We start from the raw sequence: 18934 nt of genomic DNA on the forward strand, positions 1-18934 counted from the left end.
GCGGCGCCCGCGACCGCGAACCCTGACCGGGCCGCCCGATAGAGTGCGGCCATGCGCGATCTTGGGGTGGGGTTCAGGTACCTCCTGAAGGGCCAGCGGTGGGTGGCCCGGCACGGCAAGCAGTACGAGTTCGGGCTGATCCCGGGGCTCATCACCCTCGTTCTCTACGGGGCGGCCCTGGTGTCGCTCGCGATCTGGGGCGATGACTTCACCGGCTGGGCGACGCCGTTCGCCGACGACTGGTCGAGCCCCTGGCTGGGGCTCTTCCGCGGTCTCCTCACCGTCTTGCTGTGGGCGCTCGCCCTGCTCCTCGCGGTTCTCACCTTCACGGCGGTCACGCTCCTGATAGGCCAGCCCTTCTACGAGAGCCTCTCGGAGAAGGTCGACCGTGACGTGTCCCCGGACGGCACCGCTCCCGAGTCCCACCTCCCGCTCTGGCGTGAGCTGTGGATCTCGGCGCGGGACAGTCTGCGGATCCTCTTCCGCGCCCTGCTGTGGGGCGTCCTGCTCTTCGGCCTCGGCTTCGTCCCGTTCGTCGGGCAGACGGTCGTCCCCGTCCTCGGCTTCTTCGTCACCGGCTTCTTCCTCACCGAGGAACTCGTCGCCGTCGCGATGCAGCGCCGTGGCGTCGAACTCCGCGACCGGCTCGCCCTGTTGCGCTCCCGCAAGACCCTGGTCTGGGGCTTCGGCACGCCCCTGGGCCTGGCCTTCCTGGTCCCGTTCGTCGCGGTGTTCCTGATGCCGGGCGCGGTCGCGGGCGCCACCCTCATGGCCCGCGAGCTGCTGGGTGAAGAGACACGGGACGACTCCAACGACGCAGAGGAAGTCACCTCTTGACCGAGATACTCGCCGTCGCCGTCATCACCGTCCTGGCCGTCATCGCCCCCGGCGCCGACTTCGCCATGGTCGTCCGCAACAGCTACCTCCACGGCCGCCGCACCGGAGTGCTGGCCGCGACCGGCGTCGCCGCCGGCGTCCTGGTGCACGTCACCTACACGATGCTCGGCGTGGGCCTGTTGATCGCCTCCTCCACCTTCCTGTTCACGATCATCAAGCTGGTCGGCGCGGCCTACCTCGTCTACATCGGCGTCCGCACCTTCCGCGCCCGCGGCGAGGTGGAGGTGGACCTGGAGACCCGGTCGGACCTCACCCCGCTCCAGGCCCTGCGCTCCGGCTTCCTCACCAACGTCCTCAACCCCAAGACGACCCTCTTCGTCGTCTCGACCTTCGCCCAGGTCGTCAGCCCCGGCACCCCGGTCTACCGGCAGGTGGGCTACGGCCTGTTCATGTCGCTGGCCCACCTGCTGTGGTTCGGCGTCGTCGCGGTCTTCTTCTCGCACGACCGGATGCGCACCCTCATGCTGCGCGGCCAGAAGATCCTCAACAAGGTGATCGGTTCGGTCCTGGCCGGCCTCGGCATCAGCCTCGCGTTCGCTCCGTCGCACTGACGGCGACCGTCAGGATCGCCCTCACCTGCGCGATGATGTCGAGCCGGTTCGCCACGAACTCCGGGTCGGTCACCTCGGTGGTGTTCCCGGCCCCGAACTCCAGCACGGGCGTGTGCACATGCCCGCCCGGCAGCCGGTCCCGCAGTCCGAGCCGGTCCCGCAACAGCGTGGCCCGGTAGGCGATCTCGTTGGAGAGGTAGTTCCCGCCGCCTCCCGCCCGGGCCGTCGACCCCTCGGTCGGCCCGTCCGGACGGACGACCGGATCGGTCCCTCCGGCCGGTATCTCGGTCACGCCCGTGTTGTCGTAGACGGGGAACCGGCCGGTGGTCGCGGCCACGATGTCCTTGTACGGCAGGGTCGTCGTCGTCCACTGCGGCTGCGAGGACGGATCGGCGACCGGCACGGTCTCCGTCCGGCTCACGTTCTCGTTGTCCGGGAACCCGCCCCGCCAGGCCCCGTTGGTCCGCTCGACGTCGAACCGGCCGACCCGCCCCTGGCTGACGGTCGTGAAGAGATCGACCTTCTTCAGATACGGCCGCAGCGTCCGCTCCACCGTGCCGTCGGCGAAGTCCTGCCAGCGCACCGGGAACAGGGCGGTCTCCACCCGCGCGGGCCCGTCCGCCGTCTGGATCACCGTCCCGTCGAGCGCGAGCGCGGTCGCCCCGGACGGGTTGGAGATCCGGATGTCCCGGTCGAGCGTGAACGGATCGAAGCCGGTGACGAGAACCCGCTTGCCGCCCTTGTCCGGATAGCGGATGTCGGTCTGCCCTCGCGAGGTCCGCTCCAACTGGTCCAGCAGCGCGACCCGTCGGCGGTCACTCAGCCCGAACCCCGGCTCCCAGCCCCGCACTTCCCTGGTCATCCCCAACCGCGCCCAGTACAACGGCCGATCGTCGTCCCGGCTCAGATCCCCACGGGCAGGCCCGCGCCCCTGCGCCCGGTCCACCGCCCGCTCCCACAGCGCCGACCCCTCGCGTACGACGATCCGGCGGGCCTGCGCGTAGGAGCGCGCCGACCCGAGCGCCTCGGCGAACTCCGGTGCCACGTCGTCGAATCCGGACCGTACGAGGATCTCCTGCGGCACCGCCTGGTCGAGCCGCTGCTCCTCGACGTCCTCGGCGGTGGCGGTGGCCGCCTGTGCCGGGTGCGGGGCGGCCGTGAGTCCGGCCAGCAGGGCGAATCCGAGGACGCCGATCCGAACACGTAGGGAAGTCACGGGAGTTCAGCCTCCGGTTGGTGGGGGGAGTGGGCCGAGTATCGCGTGACGGAAGTGGTCTACGCCATGGGGCGTGACTGGGGAGAGGCGGCACCGTGCCCCAGCCAGGGGCGCGGGGAACTGCGCGACCGGCCCCCACCGGCCCGCAGATCAGTCACGGCGCGCGCCCCCCTCAACGATCCGCCCCGCCCCCTCCCTCAACGCCCCCACGAACGCCTCCACCACCGGCGCCACCACCCGCCCCCGTACCGTCGCCGCATACACCGCCCGAGCCGGCCCCCCTTCATCCAACACCGGCACCAGAAAGACATCCGACCGCACCGACCCCGCCGCCAGCGCCGGCACCAACGTCACCCCCAGCCCCGCCGCCACATACCCCTGCTTGGCCGTCCACTCGGCGACGACATGCGCGACCCGAGGCCGGAACCCCTCCCGCAGAGCCGCGTCCAGCAGCGTCCCCTCCGGACGCGCGCTCCCCGAGATCCACTCCGCGTCGGCGAACCGACCGAGCCGCACCGGGCCGCCTCCCGCCAGCGGATGGTCGGCAGGGACGGCGACATACAGGGACTCGTCGAGGAGGTGGTGGAGGTCGTACGACTCCAACGGCGGACGCCCCGTCGTCGAGACGACCGCCAGGTCCAGATGGCCGGCGCTCAGCCGCTCCAGGAGCCCGGGCGTGAGGCCCTCCTCCCGGGCGACCCGCACCTTCGGATGCCGGACCCGGAACGCGGCCAGCGCCTGCGGCACCAGCGCCGCGTCGGCCGTCGCGAACGCCCCGAACCGCAGCCGCCCGCCCGCGAGGTGACGCAGGGCCGCCAGCTCCCGCCCGGCTCCGTGCAGCGTCTGGACGACGGTCTCCGCGTACGGCACGAGCACCCGTCCGGCCTCGGTGAGCCGGACGCCCCGCGGGAGCCGGTCGAAGAGCGGGGCACCGCCCAGCGCCGCCTCCAGGGAGGAGATCTGCCGGGAGACGGCGGACTGGGTCCAGCCGAGGTTCCGCGCGGCGACCGTGAAGGACCCCTGCCCGGCCACCTCCAGGAACGCCCGCAGCCAGACGGTCGAGAGGTCGGGCGTCCCCGGTTCATGCGGTTTCGGCATGGCAGCCATGCTAGACATTCGCTTGTCGCATCGGTTCCCCGCCGCATAGCGTCGTCGCCATGGAGCACATCGCATTCCTGGGCCTCGGACACATGGGCGCCCCCATGGCCCGCCGACTCCTCGCCGCGGGCCACCCGTTGACCGTCTGGAACCGCACCGCCGAGAAGACCGCGCCCCTCGTCGCCGAGGGCGCCGGCGCGGCCGCTTCGCCCGCCGACGCCGTACGGGACGCCGACGTCGTGATCACGATGCTGGCCGGTCCGGAGGCGCTCGACGAGGTCACGGACGCCGTCGCGCCGGCCCTGCGTCCCGGCATCCACTGGATCGAGATGTCCACGGTCGGCCCGGACGCCGTACGCCAACTCGCCGACCGCGTCGGCGAGTTCGTCACCCTCGTCGACGCCCCCGTCATGGGCAGCACCGACAAGGCCGCCGCGGGCACCCTCGGCATCCTCGCCGGCGGCGACCCGACCGGTGTCGCCCACGTCCTCGCCCGTCTCGGCAGCGTCACCCGCACCGGGCCGCTCGGTACCGGCGCCGCCCTCAAGCTGGTCCTCAACGCGTCCGTCATCACCGGCATCGCCGTCGTCGCCGAGGCCCTGCGGCTCGCCGACACCCTCGGCGTGGACGGCGACACGGCCCGCGCCGCCCTCGCGAACGGCCCCCTCGCCGGAGCCGTCGCCCGCGCCTTCGCCGAGGACGTCCACTTCGACACCGCCCTCGCGGTCAAGGACCTCGCCCTGGCCACGCGGGCCGCCGAACTGCCCGCGACCGAGGTCGCGTTGGCGCAACTCCGGCGGGTCGCCGAACCCGGCACCGACCTCTCCGTGGCCGCCGCCCGCATCCGAGCCACCGCCAAGTGAAGTCCGCACCACCGCTCAAAGAAGGAACCCCGTGAAGATCACCGTCGGCAACCCGGCCTCCGCACCCCAGCCGCTGAGCCCCTACTACTCCCAGGTCGCCCGCGTCGAACAGGCCGACGGCAGCGCCCTGTTGTTCCTCTCCGGCCAGATCGCGGACGGCGACACCCTCGCCGAGCAGAGCCGGGGCGTCTTCGAGACCATCGAGGCGCTGCTGACGGCGCACGGCGCCACGCTCGCCGACGTCATCAACATCCGGACCTATCTGACGGACATCGGCCGCCTCGACGAATACGGCGCCGTGCGACGGGAGTTCCTCACCGGCGCCCCGCCCACCAGCATGACCTTCGAGGTGCCGCGGCTGTTCCGGGAGGAGGCCCAGGTCGAGGTGGAGGTCGTCGCCGCGATCGGCGCGGGTTCTCGCCCACCAGCGTGAGGAAGTCCCGCTGGATTGATGGTTGCGGTCTCGACTGCGTCGCGGCCCGCCGAGGCAGGATGAAGGCGTGCATGGACTTCGACGAGGAGGCACTGCGATGCAGGGAACCGCCGATTTCGAGCGCGAGGCGGCCGTGGAAGCCGCCCTCGGCAAGCTCGACCTGGACGCCAAGGCCCGGCTGCTCTCCGGCCAGGACATGTGGACCCTGCCCGCCCTGCCCGAGATCGGCCTCAAGTCCCTCGTCATGTCCGACGGCCCGATCGGCGTCCGGGGCGTGCGCTGGACCGCCGACGACCCGTCGATCGCGCTGCCCTCCCCGACCGCCCTCGGCGCCACCTGGGACCCCGAACTCGCCCGCCGCGCAGGCGTCCTGCTCGCCCAGGAAGCCCGCCGCAAGGGCGTCCACGTGCTGCTCGCCCCGACCGTCAACCTGCACCGCTCCCCGCTCGGCGGCCGCCACTTCGAGGCCTACAGCGAGGACCCGTACCTGACCGGTCTCATCGGCGCGGGATACGTGACCGGCGTCCAGTCCGGCGGCGTCGGCACCACCGTCAAGCACTTCGTCGCCAACGACGCCGAGACCGACCGCTTCACCGTCGACAACCTCGTCTCCGAACGCGCCCTGCGCGAGCTGTACCTCAGGCCCTTCGAGCTCATCGTCGAGAACGCCCACCCCTGGGGCATCATGACCGCCTACAACCAGGTCAACGGCGTCACCATGACCGAGCACCACCACCTGGTCAACGAGATCGCGCGCGGCGAGTGGGGCTTCGACGGCTACAACGTCTCCGACTGGATGGCCGCCCGCTCCACCAAGGGCGCCATCGACGGCGGCCTCGACGTCGCCATGCCCGGCCCGCAGACCGTCTACGGCCCCGCGCTCGCCCAGGCCGTGCGGGACGGCGAGGTCGACGAGGCCAAGGTCGACGCGGCCGTCCGCAACGTCCTGCGGCTCGCCGCCCGCGTCGGCATCCTGGCGGACGCCGAACCCGTCGTCACCGAACTCCCCGCCCCCGTCGACGGCCAGGCGCTGGCCCGCGAGATCGCCCGCCGCGCCTTCGTGCTGGTCCGCAATCAAGGCGCCCTTCCGCTGAAGCCCGGGAGGGTCGCCCTCCTCGGCGCCGCCGCCCGCGACGCCCGCGTCCTCGGCGGCGGCTCCGCCACCGTCTTCCCGTCCCGGATCGTCTCCCCGCTGGACGGCCTCACCGCGGCCGTCCCCGACCTCACGTACGCCGTCGGCGCCGACCCGAACACCGAACTCGCCGTCGCCGACAAGGGCTTCACCCTGCGCGCCGTCTGCCGTGACGCCGACGGCCACGTCATCGGCACCGGCTCCGCGCCCAACGGCCAGATCCAGTGGATGGGCGACGACCTGCCCGAGGGCGTCACCCACGAGGCCCTCCACACCATCGAACTGACCGGCACCTTCACCCCGCGCGACACCGGCACCCACACCTTCGGCATCAAGGGCGTCGGCGCCTTCACCCTCACCGTCGACGGCACCACGTCCTTCGACGACCTCCAGCTCCCCGCCGACACCAGCGACCCCTTCGAGGCCTTCTTCGGCTCCCCGGTGCCCCGCGGCGAGGCCGAACTGACCGCGGGCGAACCCGTCGAGGTCTCCCTCACCCATGTCTTCCGGCTCCCCGAGGACTTCCCCTTCAAGGTCATCGCGTTCGCCCTCGCCCACCAGGAGCCGCGGCGCGACCCCGACGAGCTGATCGCCGAGGCCGTCGAAGCCGCCCGGAACGCCGACACCGCCGTCGTCGTGGTCGCCACCACCGACCGCGTCGAGTCCGAGGGCTTCGACCGCAAGGACATGAACCTCCCCGGCCGCCAGGACGACCTGGTCCGTGCCGTCGCCGCCGCCAACCCCAACACGGTCGTGGTCGTCAACGCGGGCTCCCCGGTGGAACTCCCGTGGCGCGACGAGGTCGCCGCCGTACTGCTCAGCTGGTTCCCCGGCCAGGAAGGCGGCGCCGCCCTCGCCGACGTCCTCACCGGCGCCCACGAGCCCGGCGGCCGGCTCCCCACCACCTGGGGCTCCCTGGACGCCGCCCCGGTCACCCAGGTCACCCCGCGGGAAGGCCGGCTCCCCTACACCGAGGACGTCTTCATCGGCTACCGCGCCTGGACGAAGGAGGGCCGCACCCCCTCGTACCCCTTCGGTCACGGCCTCGGCTACACCGACTGGGCCTACGAATCCGTCGAGATCACCGGTACGACGGTCAGGGTCCGTGTCCGCAACACCGGCGAGCGTGCCGGTCGTGAGGTCGTCCAGGTCTATCTCGCGCCCGTCGAGGCGGGCGACCGCCCGGAGCGCGTCCTCGCCGGCTTCGCCGGAGTCGAGGCGGCTCCCGGCGAGACCGTCGAAGCCACCGTCGAGATCCCGCGCCGCGCCTTCGAGACCTGGAAAGAGGAGGAGGGCGCGTGGTCGTTTGTGAAGGGTTCGTACGAGATCCAGATCGGACGGTCGATCACGGACCGCCGCCTCACCGACACGATTAACGTCTGATCCGGGACAAGTCTCCCCATGAGCAGCCCCGGCCCGGGACCTGACACCCGGGCCGGGGCAAATGCTTTCCCGGGGACCTCAGCGCGTGCCGAACGCGTACACCGTCTCCGAGCGGAAGACCTCGCCCGGCCGCAGGACCGTGGTCGGGAACGCGGGCTGGTTGGGGGAGTCGGGGAAGTGCTGGGTCTCCAGCGCGACGCCGTCACAGGGGGCGAAGGGCTCGGGCAGATGGTCGGCGGTGTAGAGCTGGATGCCCGGCTCGGTGGTCGAGACCTTCAGGACGCGCCCGGAGGAGGGATCGTGCAGCTCGGCGACCTCGACGGGGGTGTCCGTCAGCCCCTTGTCGAGCACGAAGTTGTGGTCGTAGCCCGACCCGGTCTTGCGCCCCTCCCGGAAGTCGAACCGCCCGCCCGTCACGTCCTCCAGCACCCCCGTCGGGATCAGGTCCGCGTCCACCGGCGTGTACCGGGAGGCGGCCAGCCGCAGCTCATGACCGCCGGCGTTCCCGGACCCGGCCAGGTTGAAGTAGCTGTGGTTGGTGAGGTTGAGGACGGTCGGCGCGTCCGTCGTCGCCTCGTAGGAGATCCGCAGCGCCCCCTCGGCGTCCAGCGCGTAGGTCGCCGACACCTCCAGCCGCCCGGGGAACCCCTCCTCCCCGTGCGGACTGACCCGCGACAGCCGCAGCCCGTGCTCACCGACCGGCGCGACGTCCCACACCCGCTTGTCGAAGCCGCGCTCACCGCCGTGCAGGGAGTTCGGCGCGGGGTTGAGTGCGAGCGCGTACGTCACCCCGTCCAGCGGGAAGCGCCCCCCGGCGATCCGGTTCGCGAACCGGCCGATCAGGGCGCCGAAGTAGGGCCCGGTGTGGGTGAGATAGCCGTCCAGGTCCGCGAACCCCAGCACCACGTCCGCCGTACGCCCGTCCCGGTCGGGCACCTCCACCGACTGCACGATCCCGCCGTACGACAACACCCGCACCCGCACACCGGAACGCTCCAGAGTCCACCGGTGAACCGGTGTGCCGTCGGAGAGTGTGCCGAAGAGTTCGTTCATGTGCGGAACTTTAAGTCACGTGCCTGTGGCGGTGATTTTGCGGTAGGCGATCTCGGCAAGTCGCGCCTGGCCGTTCACACTCGGGTGGAACCAGTCCCAGTGGCTCAACTGGTCGGTTCCGAACCGGTACGCGTAGACCGCGCCGCCGTCGAAACGGCACCGCTCGTCCTTCGCGCACACTCCCTCCAGCACCTCGTTGTACGCCTCCACCCGCTGCTGCACGGTGTCCCGCCGCTCGGTCGCCGCCGCGTCCAGCGCGTCGGCGTCGCCCAGCATCGACGGGCAGATGCCCAGCTTCCACACCTGCTTGCCCACCGGATTCGTCCGCCCCTGCGACCACAGCCGCTTCAGGTCCGGCACGCTCGCCACATACACCTGCGCCTTCGGCGCCGCGGCCCGCAGCGTGTCCATCGCCTCCTCGAACTGCGCCCGGAAGTCGGCCACCGACGTCATCGCCGCGGCGGTGTCCCGGCACGCGTCGTTGGCCCCCGCCATCACCGTCACCAACTCCGGCTTCCGCGTCCCCGCCTGCGCCATCTGCCCGGCGAGATCGGCCATCCGCGCCCCGGTCACCGCGTAGTTCCAACTGGCCGAGGCCGCCTTCGCCCGCCCCAGCAGCCGTACGGCGAGACTGTCGACCTCGGCACTGCTGCCGGTCGCCCAGGACGCCTCCGCGCAGTCCTTGAACAGCGCACACGCGTCGAAACCCCGGGTGATGGAGTCGCCGACCGCGGCGAGGGACGCCGGACTGCGGTCCCACAGGGACGTCGGCGACGGGGACGGCTTCGCTCTGTGCGCCGCGGCGCCGGACGGCTCCGACGCGTTGCCACCGACGGCGTCGCACCCCGCGACGCCCAGGACGGTCGCCGTCACGACGGCGAGTACGGCACGCGAACGACGGCTTCGCATTCCCTGGTGACCCCCTCGGTCGACATGCGCTCTCCCGCGAACTTCGTCCCCCTCCATGACAACGCGCGCGAGTTCCCGACCCGTGCCCACGCAACGCCACGGCCCGCTTCTAGCGTCCTGCCGGGTGAATGGCGGGCGTTTCACGGCATCGGGACCGACGGTACGTCACACTCCTTGCGCCGCCGCACGGTAGCCTCGCCATCAACGTGGCTGCCGCCACCGCCACTCATCTCGTCCGCACAATGGTCCCGCTCTGCCCGGAGGTCCCGGTGACGACACGTGGAGTTCTGTACGTGCACTCCGCTCCGCGCGCGCTGTGCCCGCACGTCGAGTGGGCCGTCGCCGGAGTGCTCGGCACGCGCGTCAACCTCGACTGGATCCGGCAGCCCGCGGCCCCCGGCACCTGGCGCTCGGAGTTCTCCTGGCAGGGCCAGGTGGGCACCGCCTCCAAGCTCGCGTCGGCCCTCAGAGGCTGGCACCTGCTCCGCTTCGAGGTGACGGCCGAGCCCTGCCCCACCGCGGAGGGCGAGCGCTACAGCTGCACCCCCGACCTCGGCATCTTCCACGCCGTCACCGGCATCCACGGCGACATCCTCATCCCCGAGGACCGTCTGCGTGCCGCCCTGACCCGCTCCCAACAGGGCGAGACGGACCTGGAGGCCGAGATCGCCAAACTCCTGGGCAAGCCCTGGGACGACGAGCTGGAGCCGTTCAGATACGCGGGCGAGGGAGCACCGGTGCGCTGGCTGCACCAGGTGGTCTAGGAATCGTGACCATGCTGAAGGGCCCCCACCGGCCGGTGGGGGCCCTTCAGCCACGTACGAACGTTTCTCACACGGTCCGGAACGCCAGCACCACGTTGTGCCCGCCGAAGCCGAACGAGTCGTTCAGCGCGGCGATACGGCCCTCGACGGGCAGCTTGCGGGCCTCGCCGCGGACGACATCCGCGTTGGCCTCCGCCTCCGGGTCGAGGTTCTCGACGTTGATGGTCGGCGGGGCGACACGGTGGTACAGGGCGAGAATCGCCGCCACGGACTCCACACCGCCGGCGCCACCCAGCAGATGGCCCGTCATGGACTTCGTGGCGGACACCGCGAAGTGGTCGGCGTCGTCGCCGAACACCTTGCGCAGCGCCTTCAGTTCGGCCACGTCACCGGCCGGCGTCGAGGTCGCGTGCGCGTTGACGTGCACGATCTCCGCCGGGTTCAGGTCGGTGTTGTCGAGCAGGTTCTGGAGGGCGTGGGCGATGCCCCGGCCCTCCGGCTCGGGCTGCACGATGTCGTGGCCGTCGGCGGAGATGCCCTGGCCCACGGCCTCGGCGTACACGCGGGCACCACGCTTGGCGGCGTGCTCCGCGGACTCCAGGACGATGACGCCGGCGCCCTCGCCGAGGACGAAGCCGTCGCGCGCGGTGTCGTAGGGACGCGAGGCGCCCTGCGGGTCGTCGTTGTTCTTGGACATCGCCATCATGTTGCCGAACGCGGCGATGGGCAGCGGGTGGATCGCCGCCTCCGTGCCACCCGCGACGACGACGTCGGCGCGGCCGGTGCGGATCATCTCGATGGCGTAGCCGATGGCCTCGGCGCCCGAAGCGCACGCGGACACCGGGGTGTGCACACCGGCACGCGCGCCCACGAGGAGACCCACGTTGGCGGACGGGCCGTTCGGCATCAGCATGGGAACGGTGTGCGGGGAGACGCGGCGGACGCCCTTCTCCTTCAGCACGTCGTACTGGTCGAGCAGCGTCGTGACGCCACCGATGCCGGAGGCGATGACCGCGCCCAGGCGGTCGGGGTCGACGCTCCGGTCCTCACCGGCCTTGGCCTCGAACCCCGCGTCCGCCCATGCCTCCTTGGCCGCGATCAGCGCGAACTGCGCCGAGCGGTCGAGACGGCGGGCCTGCGGCCGGGGGATGACCTCGGTCGGTTCCACGGCGACGGGCGCCGCGATACGGACGGCCTGGTCGGCCGCCCACTCCTGCTCCAGGGGCTTCACACCGGACTTGCCGGCGATCAGGCCCTCCCAGGTAGAGGCTGCGTCGCCACCCAGCGGTGTGGTTGCGCCGATACCGGTGACGACCACGGTGCGATTGGTCGGGCTCACGGGAAATCTTTCTCCAAGTATCACGAGGATTCAGCGGCGCCACCGCCGGGTGGCGGGGCCTTGGCAGCCGGGCCTAAAGGGTGGCTCAGGCCTGGTGCTTGAGGATGTAGTCGGTCGCGTCGCCGACCGTCTTGAGGTTCTTGACGTCCTCGTCCGGGATCTTGACGTCGAAGCGCTCTTCGGCGGCGACGACGACCTCGACCATGGACAGCGAGTCGACGTCCAGGTCGTCGGTGAAGGACTTGTCCAGCTGGACGTCCTCGACCGGGATGCCGGCGATCTCGTTCACGATGTCGGCGAGACCGGCGACGATCTCTTCCTGAGTGGCGGCCATGTGAGGCGCTCCTTCTTCTTGATCCAGAGGGTGTGGCAGGTGGTGCTTCCCGCACCGGACCAGGTGATCCGGCACGGAGTGCCTAGGGGAGGGTAACGACAGTGGCGGCGTAGACGAGACCCGCCCCGAAGCCGATGACGAGCGCGGTGTCGCCGCTCTTCGCCTCGCCGGTCGCCAGGAGCCGCTCCATCGCGAGCGGGATCGAGGCGGCCGAGGTGTTGCCGGTGGTGCGCACGTCGCGGGCGACCGTGACGTGCTCCGGCAGCTTGAGAGTCTTCACCATCGAGTCGATGATCCGCTCGTTGGCCTGGTGCGGAATGAAGACGTCCAGGTCGTCCGGGCTGATTCCGGCCGCGTCCAGCGCCTGCTGAGCGACCTTCGCCATCTCGAACACGGCCCAGCGGAACACCGCCTGGCCCTCCTGCGTGATCGCAGGGAACTTGACGTTGCCCTCGCTGTCGAGCGGGAGCTGGGTGACGTCGCCGAGCCGGAACTCGTTCCACGCCACCGTCTGCTTGATCGTCTCGGACTTGTCGCCCTCGGAACCCCACACCGTCGGGCCGATGTGCGGCACGTCGGAGGGGCCGACCACGACCGCGCCCGCCCCGTCACCGAACAGGAAGGCCGTCGCGCGGTCCTCCAGGTCGGTCAGGTCGGACAGCCGCTCGACGCCGATGACCAGGACGTACTCCGCCGAGCCTTCGACGATCATGCCCTTGGCGAGCGTGAGGCCGTAGCCGAAACCGGCGCAGCCCGCGGAGATGTCGAACGCGGCGGCCTTCCGCGTGCCCAGCTTGTCGGCGATCTCCGTCGCCACGGCCGGGGTCTGCTTGAAGTGCGAGACGGTCGAGACGATCACGCCGCCGATCTGCTCGGCGGAGATCCCGGCGTCGGCGATGGCCTTGCCGGACGCCTCGATCGACATGGCGGCGACGGTCTCCTCGTCGTTCGCCCAGTGCCGGGTCTCGATGCCGGAGCGCGAGCGGATCCACTCGTCGGAGGAGTCGATCTTCTCGAGGATCACCTCGTTGGGCACGACCCGGGTCGGGCGGTAGCCGCCGACGCCGAGGATGCGCGCGTAAGGGGCGCCCTTGCTGGGCTTGATCTTCGACATTGCTCGTTGGCTCCTTTTCAGGCGCTCTGCTCGGCGATGAGCTCGCGAGCGGCGTCGAGGTCGTCGGGGGTCTTGAGGGCCAGCGTCTTGACGCCGGGCAGAGCGCGCTTGGCGAGGCCGACCAGCGTGCCACCGGGGGAGACCTCGATGATCGCGGTCGCGCCGAGTTCCTTGAACGTCTCCATGCACAGGTCCCAGCGGACCGGGTTGGCGACCTGGCCGACCAGCCGCGCCAGCACCTCGGTGCCGGTGGCGACGGTCCGCCCGTCCTTGTTGGAGACGTAGGGGAGCGTCGGGTCGGCGGGCGTGACGGTCTCGGCGGCCTTCGCCAGCGCGTCGACCGCGGGTGCCATGTGGTGCGTGTGGAAGGCGCCGGCCACCTTCAGGGCGATGACCTTGCGGACGCCCTCGGGCTTGTCCTCGTTCAGCGCGGCGAGCTGCTCCAGGGTGCCGGCGGCCACGATCTGGCCCGCGCCGTTCACGTTCGCCGGGGTCAGACCGAGCTTCTCCAGGTGCGCGACGGAGGTCTCCGGGTCGCCGCCGAGCAGCGCCGACATACCGGTCTCGGTGACCGCGGCGGCCTCGGCCATGGCGAGACCGCGCTTGCGTACGAGGGTCAGCGCGGCGGTGTCGTCGAGGACACCGGCGAAGGCGGCGGCGGTGAACTCACCGACGGAGTGGCCCGCGACCGCGCCCGGCGCGACGGCACCGAGTGCCGAGGCGGACAGGATCCCGGCCGCGACCAGGAGCGGCTGGGCGACAGCCGTGTCCCGGATGGCGTCCGCGTCGGCCTGTGTGCCGTAGTGGGCGAGGTCCAGGCCGATGGCGTCCGACCACGCGGCGACGCGGTCGGCGGCACCGGGGAGTTCGAGCCAGGGGGTCAGGAAGCCGGGCGTCTGGGCGCCCTGGCCGGGAGCGACGAGTACGAGCACTCTCACACTCTCTCTTGTGGACGGCCACGACCGCCCGTGGGGACAGGGACGAAGAACACGAGGGGGTTTTGTGGACCCCCGACAAAAGGCTAGAGCGGGGGATCCCCGTCGGCCAGACGCCCCAGGATCAGCGCGATCCGCAGCGTGAACGCGGAGCGTACATCCGACGGCGACCAGCCGGTGACGTCAGTCACACGTCGAAGCCGGTAGCGCACGGTGTTGGGATGGACGAAGAGCATCCGGGCCGCGCCCTCGAGACTGCTCGCCTGTTCGAGATAGACGGAGAGTGTCTCCAGAAGCGCCGATCCGGCCTCCTCCAGCGGTCTGTAGATCTCCTCCACCAGCTGCTCGCGAGCGGCGGGGTCCCCGGCCATCGCGCGCTCCGGGAGGAGATCGTCCGCGAGAACCGGGCGCGGGGCGTCCTGCCAGGCGGAACAGGCCTTCAGCCCGGCCGCGGCGGCCTGCGCGGACCGGGTCGCGGCCAGCAGATCGGGTACGACGGGCCCGGCGACCACCGGTCCCGCCGCATAGGGCCCGATCAGCGACTTGGCGACGGCGATCGGGTTGTCGCTGCCACCGGCGATGACGACGAGCCGGTCCCCGAGGACGCCCGTGAGCACCTGGAGCTTGGCGTGCCGGGCGGCCCGCCGGATCGCCTCGACGGTCAGCTCGGAGTCCCCGTCGGGCGCGGTGCCGAGGACGACACACACATGTTCGGGAGCGTTCCACCCGAGAGCGGCGGCCCGGCTGACGGCACCCTCGTCGGCCTCGCCGCTGAGCACGGCGTTGACGACCAGCGACTCCAGCCGCGCGTCCCAGGCACCCCGTGCCTCCGCGGCCTGGGCGTACACCTGGGCCGTGGCGAAGGCGATCTCCCGGGCGTAGACGAGGAGGGCCTCCCGCAGAGTGCCCTCATCACCGGGAGCGGCCACCTCGTCGATGGCGGACTCCATGACCTCGATGGTGGTGCGCACCATCTCGACGGTCTGCCGCAGGGTGATCGCCCGGGTCAGCTCGCGCGGAGCGGTCCCGAACACATCCGTGGAGATGGCCTGCGGGGCGTCGGGATGCCGGAACCACTCCGTGAACGCCGCGATCCCGGCCTGGGCGACAAGGCCGATCCAGGAACGGTTCTCCGGGGGCATGGCCCGGTACCACGGCAGCGTCTCGTCCATCCGCGCGATGGCCTGCGCGGCGAGCGACCCGGACGACCTCTCCAGCCTCTTCAGGGTCGCGGAGTGCGAGTGGACGGCTGCTGCGGCGGCTGGGATGTTGCCGGTTTCGGGTTCGGGCACGGGACAAGACTGCCTTATCCGGACGGGAGCATGCGCTGGCGGGGTCCTGGACGGGGTCTACGGTGGGCTCCGTGATGGACGTGCGACGCGCCGACGAGCGCTACCCAGGGGGCGACCAGGCGGCCGGAATCGACTCCCGTCACGCCTTCTCCTTCGGCTCGCACTACGACCCCGACAACCTCCGCTTCGGCGCGGTGATCGCCTGCAACGAGGAGCGCCTCGCCCCCGGCGCCGGCTTCGACGAGCACCCGCACAGCCACACCGAGATCGTGACCTGGGTGGTGGAGGGCGAGCTGACGCACCGCGACACGGCGGGCCATGAGACGAAGGTCCGCCCCGGCGACGTCCAGCGCCTGAGCTCCGCGGGCGGCGTCCGGCACGTCGAGCGCAACGACGGCGTGGAGCCGCTGACCTTCCTCCAGATGTGGCTGGCCCCCGCCGACCCCGGCGGCGACCCCTCGTACGAGATCGTCCGCGGCATCGCCGACTCCACCCCGTACGCCGTCCCGGAGGCGGCCGCGATGCTCCACGTCAGGCGGCTGGGGCCGGGCGAGCGAACGGCGGTGCCCGACGCCCCGTACGTCTACGTCCATGTCGTACGCGGTGAAGTGCGGCTGGACGGCGCGGAGTTGGGCCCCGGCGACGCGGCCCGGATCACCGACGCCGAGGGCGTGGCCGCGGTGGCGGCGACGCGGGCCGAACTGCTGCTGTGGGAGATGGCCTAGCGGCCGCTGAGCTCGGCGAGGACGGCGTCGGTGAACACCGGCCACGCCTCGACCGCCCACGGCCCGAACGCCCGGTCCGTCAGCGCCACGCAGGCGGCCCCCGCGGCCGGGTCGAGCCAGAGGAACGTACCGGACTGCCCGAAGTGGCCGAAGGTGCGTGGCGAGGACGAAGAGCCCGTCCAGTGCGGGGACTTGGAGTCGCGGATCTCGAAGCCGAGGCCCCAGTCGTTGGGGTTCTGGTGGCCGTAGCCCGGCAGGACCCCCTTGGTGCCCGGGTACTGGACGGTCATGGCGTCGGCGACCGTACGCGGGTCGAGCAGCCGGGGCGCCTGCACCTCGGCCGCGAAGCGGAGAAGGTCCTCGACCGTCGAGACGCCGTCCTTGGCGGGAGAGCCCTCGAGACTCGTCGCCGTCATGCCCAGCGGCTCCAGGACCGCCTGCCGCAGATACTCGGCGAAGGGGATGTCCGTCGCCTTGGCGATGTGGTCGCCGAGCTGCTCGAACCCGGCGTTGGAGTACAGCCGCCGCTCGCCGGGCGCCGCCGTCACCCTGTGCTCGTCGAAGGCCAGCCCCGAGGTGTGGGCGAGCAGATGCCGGACCGTCGACCCGGCGGGTCCCGCCGCCTCGTCGAGCTCGACCGCCCCCTCCTCGTACGCGACGAGCGCCGCGTACGCCGCGAGCGGCTTGGTGACCGAGGCCAGCGGAAAACGACGGTCGGCCGCACCATGGGTGCCGAGCACCGTACCGTCGGCCCGCACCACCCCTGCCGCAGCGGTGGAAACCGGCCAGTTCTCGATCAACGCGAGGCTCTTCAGCGACATGCCGTCGAGCCTAAGCGCTCACAGCTTCAGCTCCAGCAAGGGGTCGGGCTTGGGCAGGAAGCCGAGGGAGTCGTACAGCGCCCTGGCCTCGGCGGACGCGGTGAGCTGGACGCGGCGGACCCCGCGCTCGCCGAACCACTGGAGCAAGGCCTCCATACCCGCACGCGCGTACCCGCGCCGCCGGGCCTGCGGGTCGGTGGCGACGCTGAAGACGAAGCCGGCGACACCGCGCGGGTTGCCCGCCTTGCCGATCCGGTAGTCGACCGTCCCGCACACCAGCGCGGCCAACGCCCCCGCCCGCTCCGGATGATCGACCACGAACGCCGCGAAGTCCCCGTCCGCCTCCGCCAGCCGTTCCTTCAGGACCGGGAGCGACTCGATGTGCCACTCTGTGGACGGATCGGCGTCCGCCATCGAGTCGATCATCACCTGGCGAAGCCGCAGCACTTCCCCGGCGTCCTCGGGCACGGCACGTCGTACGAGAGTCATGGTCCGCACGCTAGTGACAGGGCCCCCGTCGCGTCCTGCGGATTTCTTACCTGTTCCGCTTGCTTGGAGTGCACTCCAAGGTTTTAGCGTTGGGGTCATGACGGTGATGGAGACCACCCCGGGTACCAGGACCGACAGCTGTGCCGCCCCGCCGCACCCACACCGGCGCCCCGAGGGCCAGGACAGCTACACGATCAGCGAGGTCGTCGCCTTTACCGGCCTGTCCGCGCACACCCTGCGCTGGTACGAGCGGATCGGCCTGATGCCGCACATCGACCGCTCGCACACCGGCCAGCGCCGGTACAGCAACCGCGACCTGGACTGGCTCGACCTCGTCGGCAAGCTCAGGCTCACCGGCATGCCCGTCGCCGCCATGGTGCGGTACGCGGAACTGGTGCGCGAGGGCGACCACACGTTCACCGAACGGTTCGAGCTCCTGGAGACGACCCGGCAGGACGTCCTGTCCCGGATCGCGGAACTCCAGGACACCCTCGCCGTTCTCGACCGGAAGATCAGCTTCTATGCCGATGCCGGTCACGCCTACGAAACGGAGAAAGCCGGATGACCGACAGCACGATCCCCACCGCACGACTGGGTGCCGACGGCCCCGAGGTGGGAGTGCAGGGCCTCGGCTGCATGGGCATGAGCTTCGCCTACGGCCCCGCCGACGCGGGCGAGTCGCGGGCCACCCTGGAACGCGCCCTGGAACTGGGCGTCACGCTCTACGACACCGCGGACGCGTACGGCGCCGGGGAGAACGAGAAGTTCCTCTCCCCGTTCTTCAAGGCCCACCGCGACGAGGTCGTGATCGCCACCAAGTTCGCCCTGACCGTCCCGCCGGACGACCCGACCCGGCGCATCATCCGCAACGACCCGCCCTACATCCGCCAGGCCGTCGAGGCCAGCCTCAAGCGCCTCGACGTCGACGTCATCGACCTCTACTACATGCACCGGCGCGATGTGAACGTCCCCATCGAGGAGACCGTCGGCGTCATGGCCGAACTGGTCCGCGAGGGCAAGGTCAAGCACCTGGGCCTCAGCGAGGTCACCGGCACCGAACTGCGGGCGGCCCAGGGCGTCCACCCGATCGCCGCCGTCCAGTCGGAGTGGTCCCTGTTCAGCCGCGACATCGAGTCCGGCGTGGTCCCGACCGCCCGCGACCTGGGCATCACCCTGGTCCCCTACTCCCCGCTCGGCCGCGGCTTCCTCACCGGTTCCTTCGCCAACGCCGACAAGGACCTTACCGCCGACGACTTCCGCCGCCAGCAGCCCCGCTTCACCGGCGAGAACGCGGCGGCCAACGTCACCCTCCTCGACCCGGTCCGCACGGTGGCCGAGGCACACGGGGCGTCCCTCGGGCAGGTCGCCCTGGCCTGGGTCCAGCAGCAGTCCAAGGTCCACGGCCTGCCGGTGATCCCGATCCCGGGCACGAGGAAGGCGAGCCGGGTGGAGGAGAACGCGGCGGCGACGAGGATCGAACTGACAGAAGCGGAACTGGCCTTGCTGGAGCCGATCGCAGAGAAGGTGGCAGGCGACCGCTACGCAGACATGACGTTCACTTCGGCCGGACGTGAGTAAAGAGGCTT

At 71.3% G+C, this 18934-nt stretch carries 20 protein-coding genes; 9 read left to right on the forward strand and 11 right to left on the reverse strand.

Features of this window, described 5'->3' with window-relative positions:
* Positions 1 to 51: 51 nt before the first annotated feature.
* Positions 52 to 837, forward strand: a complete 786-nt coding sequence (locus OG866_RS30500; RefSeq protein ID WP_329339631.1) for an EI24 domain-containing protein — start codon at positions 52 to 54, stop codon at positions 835 to 837.
* The gene (locus OG866_RS30505; protein ID WP_329339633.1) at positions 834 to 1448 is read left to right on the forward strand and encodes a LysE family translocator; all 615 of its coding nucleotides are present in this window, start codon (positions 834 to 836) and stop codon (positions 1446 to 1448) included. The genes OG866_RS30500 and OG866_RS30505 overlap by 4 nt, the downstream gene beginning before the upstream one ends.
* On the opposite strand, the gene OG866_RS30510 is transcribed toward OG866_RS30505, so the two are convergent.
* Both OG866_RS30510 and OG866_RS30515 read right to left on the reverse strand, forming a co-directional pair.
* Positions 1420 to 2664, reverse strand: coding sequence for a pyroglutamyl peptidase (locus tag OG866_RS30510; RefSeq protein ID WP_329339635.1), 1245 nt, complete (start codon positions 2662 to 2664; stop codon positions 1420 to 1422). The genes OG866_RS30505 and OG866_RS30510 overlap by 29 nt on opposite strands.
* 150 nt (positions 2665 to 2814) lie before the next feature.
* Positions 2815 to 3771: a LysR family transcriptional regulator gene (locus OG866_RS30515; RefSeq protein ID WP_443063586.1), complete on the reverse strand. Its 957-nt coding sequence runs from the start codon at positions 3769 to 3771 to the stop codon at positions 2815 to 2817.
* A gap of 50 nt (positions 3772 to 3821) precedes the next feature.
* Here OG866_RS30515 and OG866_RS30520 point away from each other — a divergent pair, with 50 nt between their 5' ends.
* The 3 genes from OG866_RS30520 to OG866_RS30530 all read left to right on the forward strand — a co-directional run bounded on the left by OG866_RS30520 (position 3822) and on the right by OG866_RS30530 (position 7573).
* On the forward strand, positions 3822 to 4625 hold the full coding sequence (locus OG866_RS30520; RefSeq protein ID WP_329339638.1) for an NAD(P)-dependent oxidoreductase: 804 nt from the start codon (positions 3822 to 3824) through the stop codon (positions 4623 to 4625).
* Positions 4626 to 4656: 31 nt separating this feature from the next.
* Complete coding sequence (locus OG866_RS30525) at positions 4657 to 5058, forward strand: RidA family protein (RefSeq protein ID WP_329339639.1); 402 nt, start codon at positions 4657 to 4659, stop codon at positions 5056 to 5058.
* Between the two features lie 97 nt (positions 5059 to 5155).
* Positions 5156 to 7573, forward strand: coding sequence for a glycoside hydrolase family 3 protein (locus OG866_RS30530; RefSeq protein ID WP_329339641.1), 2418 nt, complete (start codon positions 5156 to 5158; stop codon positions 7571 to 7573).
* Between the two features lie 78 nt (positions 7574 to 7651).
* On the opposite strand, the gene OG866_RS30535 is transcribed toward OG866_RS30530, so the two are convergent.
* Positions 7652 to 8626, reverse strand: coding sequence for an aldose epimerase family protein (locus OG866_RS30535; RefSeq protein WP_329339643.1), 975 nt, complete (start codon positions 8624 to 8626; stop codon positions 7652 to 7654).
* A 15-nt stretch (positions 8627 to 8641) separates the two neighbouring features.
* On the reverse strand, positions 8642 to 9535 hold the full coding sequence (locus OG866_RS30540) for an SGNH/GDSL hydrolase family protein (protein WP_329339645.1): 894 nt from the start codon (positions 9533 to 9535) through the stop codon (positions 8642 to 8644).
* 269 nt (positions 9536 to 9804) lie between these two features.
* Between OG866_RS30540 and OG866_RS30545 the strand changes: the two genes are divergently transcribed.
* Positions 9805 to 10299, forward strand: coding sequence for a DUF3145 domain-containing protein (locus tag OG866_RS30545; protein ID WP_256784854.1), 495 nt, complete (start codon positions 9805 to 9807; stop codon positions 10297 to 10299).
* Positions 10300 to 10366: 67 nt separating this feature from the next.
* Here OG866_RS30545 and fabF read toward each other — a convergent pair whose 3' ends face one another.
* The 5 genes from fabF to OG866_RS30570 all read right to left on the reverse strand — a co-directional run bounded on the left by fabF (position 10367) and on the right by OG866_RS30570 (position 15313).
* Complete coding sequence (fabF, locus tag OG866_RS30550) at positions 10367 to 11638, reverse strand: beta-ketoacyl-ACP synthase II (protein ID WP_329339648.1); 1272 nt, start codon at positions 11636 to 11638, stop codon at positions 10367 to 10369.
* An 85-nt stretch (positions 11639 to 11723) separates the two neighbouring features.
* Positions 11724 to 11972 (reverse strand): acyl carrier protein, encoded by a 249-nt coding sequence (locus OG866_RS30555; RefSeq protein WP_015660680.1) that lies wholly within the window; start codon positions 11970 to 11972, stop codon positions 11724 to 11726.
* An 82-nt stretch (positions 11973 to 12054) separates the two neighbouring features.
* Positions 12055 to 13086: a ketoacyl-ACP synthase III gene (locus OG866_RS30560; RefSeq protein WP_329339650.1), complete on the reverse strand. Its 1032-nt coding sequence runs from the start codon at positions 13084 to 13086 to the stop codon at positions 12055 to 12057.
* A gap of 17 nt (positions 13087 to 13103) precedes the next feature.
* Entirely contained in the window at positions 13104 to 14018 is a 915-nt protein-coding gene (locus OG866_RS30565; RefSeq protein ID WP_329339652.1) for an ACP S-malonyltransferase, read from the reverse strand.
* A gap of 89 nt (positions 14019 to 14107) precedes the next feature.
* Positions 14108 to 15313, reverse strand: a complete 1206-nt coding sequence (locus tag OG866_RS30570) for a PucR family transcriptional regulator (RefSeq protein ID WP_329339654.1) — start codon at positions 15311 to 15313, stop codon at positions 14108 to 14110.
* Positions 15314 to 15387: 74 nt separating this feature from the next.
* Here OG866_RS30570 and OG866_RS30575 point away from each other — a divergent pair, with 74 nt between their 5' ends.
* Positions 15388 to 16038 (forward strand): pirin family protein, encoded by a 651-nt coding sequence (locus tag OG866_RS30575; protein ID WP_329344377.1) that lies wholly within the window; start codon positions 15388 to 15390, stop codon positions 16036 to 16038.
* Here the strand turns inward: OG866_RS30575 and OG866_RS30580 are convergent.
* Together OG866_RS30580 and OG866_RS30585 are read right to left on the reverse strand one after the other, a co-directional pair.
* Positions 16035 to 16859 (reverse strand): serine hydrolase domain-containing protein, encoded by an 825-nt coding sequence (locus tag OG866_RS30580; protein WP_329339656.1) that lies wholly within the window; start codon positions 16857 to 16859, stop codon positions 16035 to 16037. The two genes, OG866_RS30575 and OG866_RS30580, sit on opposite strands and share 4 nt — an antisense overlap.
* Before the next feature lie 18 nt (positions 16860 to 16877).
* On the reverse strand, positions 16878 to 17348 hold the full coding sequence (locus tag OG866_RS30585; protein ID WP_329339658.1) for a GNAT family N-acetyltransferase: 471 nt from the start codon (positions 17346 to 17348) through the stop codon (positions 16878 to 16880).
* A gap of 97 nt (positions 17349 to 17445) precedes the next feature.
* Here OG866_RS30585 and OG866_RS30590 point away from each other — a divergent pair, with 97 nt between their 5' ends.
* The gene (locus OG866_RS30590; protein WP_329339660.1) at positions 17446 to 17913 is read left to right on the forward strand and encodes a MerR family transcriptional regulator; all 468 of its coding nucleotides are present in this window, start codon (positions 17446 to 17448) and stop codon (positions 17911 to 17913) included.
* Entirely contained in the window at positions 17910 to 18926 is a 1017-nt protein-coding gene (locus OG866_RS30595) for an aldo/keto reductase (protein ID WP_329339662.1), read from the forward strand. The genes OG866_RS30590 and OG866_RS30595 overlap by 4 nt, the downstream gene beginning before the upstream one ends.
* Positions 18927 to 18934: the final 8 nt, after the last annotated feature.

The sequence above is a fragment of the Streptomyces sp. NBC_00663 genome (assembly GCF_036226885.1).
Lineage (GTDB): Bacteria > Actinomycetota > Actinomycetes > Streptomycetales > Streptomycetaceae > Streptomyces.